Consider the following 4,298-nt stretch of genomic DNA (forward strand, 5'->3'; position numbering starts at 1 on the left):
GCGTCCTAAACGGTGATGGAAGCGCTTGTACTTTCGCTTCAACCAAATACCTAACGTCTGGTTGATGTAGCGCGCCAGCGGATAAAGCGCTGAGCGGGTGTATTGCCCATAATAAGCGATCCACCCCCTAACCATCGGGTTTAGCTCGCGAGCAATATCGTCCAGCGTCACCTCGGCTCGCCTGCGAAGTTTCAAGCCTCGGACCTTCGCCCGCATGGCGTTCAGCGCTGGTTTGCTGACCGCCGGGGTGAACCCACAGAACATCTTCTGCGAATGCGGCCCCAGGACCGATCGTGGCCGGAAGCAATAACCGAGAAAGTCAAACATGACCGTCTCGCTTTTACCTCGGCGTCGATCATCCTTGCAGTAGACGATCCTCGTCTTCGTAGGATGCAATTCCAGATGGCACTCCGCCAGCCGAGCCTGGAGCGCTTCGCGAACGCTTTGCGCCTCCATCTCATTCCGATAATGTACCAACCCGTCATCCGCATACCGACACCACCTGAGATCGGGGAACGTCCGCGCCATCCAGAGATCAAATGCATAGTGCATGAAGAGGTTGGCGAGGATCGGGCTCACCACGCCCCCTTGTGGGGTGCCGCGGCTTCGCTCGATTATCGTTCCATCCTCTTGCACCATCGGCGCTGTCAGCCATCGTTCGATGTAGAGCAGCGCCCATGCGCACGTCACATGTTTCCGGACGGCCCGTAGCAACAACTCGTGGTCGATATTGTCGAACAATCCTTTGATGTCGAACTCTAGAAACCAATCATACTTCCAGCACCGCTGTCGCGTGACGCCTACGGCATCGAGAGCCGATTTTCCGGGTCTGTAGCCATAGGAATCCGCCAGAAAGATTGCGTCAAGAGCCGGCTCAATCAGTTGTTTAACAACTGTCTGTGCCACGCGGTCCGCCACGGTGGGCACCCCGAGGATCCTCTGGCCTCCACTCTTCTTTGGAATGGAGACAGCCCGAACAGGCGGCGGGAAGTAAGCGCCTGAACTCATTCGATTCCAAATCTTGTAGAGATTTCCCTTCAAGTCGGACTCGAACTGCTCAATCGTCACTCCGTCGACACCGGCTGCGCCACCATTGGATCGCACCTGCAGATATGCTTCGTACACCTCTCTCTTGTCGATGTTGAACGGCTTGCTCGGCTGGTTCATCGACGTCCTCCTGTTGCCAGTTGCGACGATGGCCAGCCCACCTGATCCGATCCCTTCGCTCCGGCCCCATTACGAGCCTTCGTCGCTAATACGGATCGGTCCGTCCCAGTGCTCCGCGTCGGTAATCTCGCCTCGCGGTCTTCTCCGCTTGTGCTTCTCCCTTTCCATCGGAGCGACTGGTTCCTGCAGTTCCGCGGCAGCGCCTGCATCCGATTCACGCCCCCTCAACGCCGGTCGCCGCCCGCCCGGTCATCAGGCTCCCGGCGGGCTCATCCCAGAGGGACGACACACCTCTGGTTTTGACGACGATTTCCACGTTACGACGGTTCATCGGCGGGTTCATTTTCATTCGTCTCTCGGACGCGTATCCGTTCGGGTCTCCCCCGACCGTTAGCTTCAACGCTCACGACCGCGCCTCTTAAGCGAAGCCGCTTGAAGTGATTTGAGACCTACTCCTGAAAGTCGATCCCGAGGGGCCTACCCTCATCGCTGCCACAGCTTGCGCGCACAGATTTTCAGATCATTTTGATCATCCTTTCTGTGTGCTTCTGCAGAACACTGTCATCGCCGTGCAGCCGCTCGGCGGCGAGGACATGGCGCTCAATCAGCTGGAACAACGGCATGACGGCGAAGGTTCCGTGGCCGACCTGGTCGGCCAGCGTCGACAGCGGCAGGTCGATCCGCTCAGCCTTGAAGCGCACGCTCTGGCGATTGAGCGGGATATGCATGCCGAACTTGTCGAACAGCATTGTCGCCAGCAATTGCGGACCGATGAAGCCGCGCGGCGTGGCATGGAACGGTGCCGGCGGCTGGCTTATCTTCTCGCAATCACGGCAGGTGAACTTCTCGCGTACCGTCTCGATGACCTTAAAGCGACGCGGAATCTCCTCCAGCGTCTTGGTCACATCCTCGCCTAGCTTCGCAAGGCGCGATCCACCGCAGCAGGCGCAGGTCGTTGGAGCCTCGATAACGACGCGCTCACGTTCGATGTCGTCCGGCCACGGCTTGCGCACCGGCCGCTTACGCGTGAAGGCGCTTACGCTCTGGGTTTTTGCGGCGGCAGCCTGCGCAGCCAGCTCATTCTCGGTCGCCGTGGTGGCGAGTTCTTCGAGCTCCAATTCCAACTGCTCGAGTAGCCGCGCCGTGCGCTCGGAGCGCAGCCCGTGCAGTTCGCGTTTGAGCTTCTCGATCCGTAGCTCAAGATGAGCGATCAGCACCTCGCTGTCCGACAGCTCCGCCCGCGCGTTGGCGGCATCCGCGACTGCCACATCGCGTTCAGCCTGCAACGCCTCGCGCTCGGCCAGCAGCGCAAGGTAGGCGCTCGCGAGATCCGACGGAAGATCGTCCGGCTTCGATGTCATGAAGCCATTGAATCAGATCAAGCCGCAGATTCAAACCAAAAACGGCTATCCGACACGCGTCGGACGATGAGTTTCTTGAGGGTTGCGCCAATCGATTCCGGACAACAGGTAGCTCATCTGAGCCGATGAGATCGTCACCGCTTCGCCCGCAACCGATGGCCAGACGAACCTTCCTCTCTCAAGTCTCTTAGTGAACAGGCATGCTCCCTGGCCATGGTGAGTCGGCCCCGGGAGTTGCACCCGGAGCCGCTCTCCGAACCGTACGTGACGCTCTCACGTCATACGGCTCTCAACAAGTAACGAAGCAGAACCTAACATCGTCCAATGAGCGAACAGCTTCGGCCTACGGCAGCGGATCAGCCTGAGCCTGGTGGAGGCCCTGACTTTTCCATTCTTCAGCCCTTTGTATTTGCGTCGCGCCCAGCGGTTTAGAGATTCGTCGACGTATCGATACAGGTTATGCATTTCTGACCGCCCATATCTGCCGTAGTACTGCATCCATCCACGAAGGACGGGGTTCAGTTCCAAGGCGATTGCGTCGATTTCCGTCTGCGAGCGAAGCCTGAGCCGGAGCTGCCGGATCGTCATCCGCATAGACTTCATTGCCGCCCTGCTGACCGCTGGCGAGAACGTACAGAAGTTTTCTTTCTTCTGATGGTTTCTTGCCCTGCGCGGTCGAAAGGTAAATCCCAGAAAGTCAAATGACTGACTGGCATGGCTACCCGGGCGATTGCTATCTTTGCAGTAGACGATCTTGGTCTTGTCGGGATGCATTTCGAGTTCGCATTCCCTGAACCTCGCCTGCAGCGCCGCCTTGATGGCTTCCGCTTCAGCCTTGGTTCGGCAATGTACGAGCCCGTCGTCCGCGTATCGACACCACGGTGACTGCGGGAAGTTTCGCGCCATCCATATATCGAACGCATAATGCAAGAACAAATTGGCAAGGACGGGACTGATCACGCCGCCTTGGGGTGTACCCCGGTCGCGAGCGGTGATCGCTCCGTCTTTGCCTTGCATCGGCGCTGTTAGCCAGCGTTCGATGTAGAGCAGAGCCCATTCGTCTTGCACATGCTTCCTGACGGCTTTCATAAGCAACTGGTGGCTGATATTGTCGAACAGGCCTTTGATGTCGAACTCCAGCACCCAGTCCATCTTCCAGCACCGTTGCCGGGTGATGCCGACGGCGTCCAGCGCGGCTTTTCCGGGCCGGTAGCCGTAGGAATCGGGAAGGAAGATTTTCTCGAGTACTTGTTCAATCTGAAGCTTGACGACCGTCTGCGCCACGCGATCTGCTACTGTCGGCACGCCTAGAATGCGTTGTCCGCCGTTCTTCTTGGGAATGGGGACAGCCCGAACGGCAGGTGGAAAGTAGCTGCCAGAAGACATTCGATTCCAGACCTTGTAAAGGTTGCCCTTGAAGTCCTTCTCAAAAGCTTCGAGCGATACCTTATCCACGCCGGCCGCGCCCGCATTGGCTTTGACCAGTTTGTAGGCCTTCATCACTGTCTGCTTGTCGATATCGTACTGCTTACGTCCGGTTACACTCACATGTCCTCCTGCTCATCACAGTTGCATATGGGCGCAACCCACTTGTTTCGGCCCCTTCGCTCCAGTTCCATTACAGCACCTTCATCACTACTACGAGCCGATCCGCCCCAGTGTTGTGCTTCGGTACTCTCGTCTCGCGGTGTGTGCCGCTTGAACTTCTCCCTTGGCATCACAACGACTGGTTCCTGCAGTTCTCTACAAGAGCCTGTATCCAGATCGCGT

4 protein-coding genes and 1 pseudogene are annotated in these 4,298 nt (G+C 58.0%); all 5 read right to left on the reverse strand.

What is annotated here, in order from left to right; all coding sequences use genetic code 11:
- A partial coding sequence (ltrA, locus tag L6639_RS42620) for a group II intron reverse transcriptase/maturase (RefSeq protein WP_237867327.1) occupies window positions 1-1,167 on the reverse strand: 1,167 nt, incomplete at its 3' end.
- Between the two features lie 214 nt (window positions 1,168-1,381).
- Window positions 1,382-1,516: a hypothetical protein gene (locus L6639_RS43210; protein WP_256436599.1), complete on the reverse strand. Its 135-nt coding sequence runs from the start codon at window positions 1,514-1,516 to the stop codon at window positions 1,382-1,384.
- A 202-nt stretch (window positions 1,517-1,718) separates the two neighbouring features.
- A pseudogene (locus L6639_RS42625) lies at window positions 1,719-2,528 on the reverse strand (IS66 family transposase); the annotation flags it as partial.
- A 45-nt stretch (window positions 2,529-2,573) separates the two neighbouring features.
- Entirely contained in the window at window positions 2,574-2,768 is a 195-nt protein-coding gene (gene tnpB / locus L6639_RS42630; RefSeq protein WP_128929738.1) for an IS66 family insertion sequence element accessory protein TnpB, read from the reverse strand.
- A 33-nt stretch (window positions 2,769-2,801) separates the two neighbouring features.
- Window positions 2,802-4,028, reverse strand: coding sequence for a group II intron reverse transcriptase/maturase (ltrA, locus tag L6639_RS42635; protein WP_128929739.1), 1,227 nt, complete (start codon window positions 4,026-4,028; stop codon window positions 2,802-2,804).
- Window positions 4,029-4,298: the final 270 nt, after the last annotated feature.

It is taken from the genome of Bradyrhizobium zhengyangense (assembly GCF_022012555.1).
Lineage (GTDB): Bacteria > Pseudomonadota > Alphaproteobacteria > Rhizobiales > Xanthobacteraceae > Bradyrhizobium > Bradyrhizobium zhengyangense.

Excerpts from the sequence above, each read along its gene's own strand:
- L6639_RS43210 (WP_256436599.1), bottom strand. The coding sequence starts at position 1,516 with ATGAAAATGAACCCGCCGATGAACCGTCGTAACGTGGAAATCGTCGTC.
- ltrA (WP_128929739.1), bottom strand. The coding sequence starts at position 4,028 with ATGAAGGCCTACAAACTGGTCAAAGCCAATGCGGGCGCGGCCGGCGTG.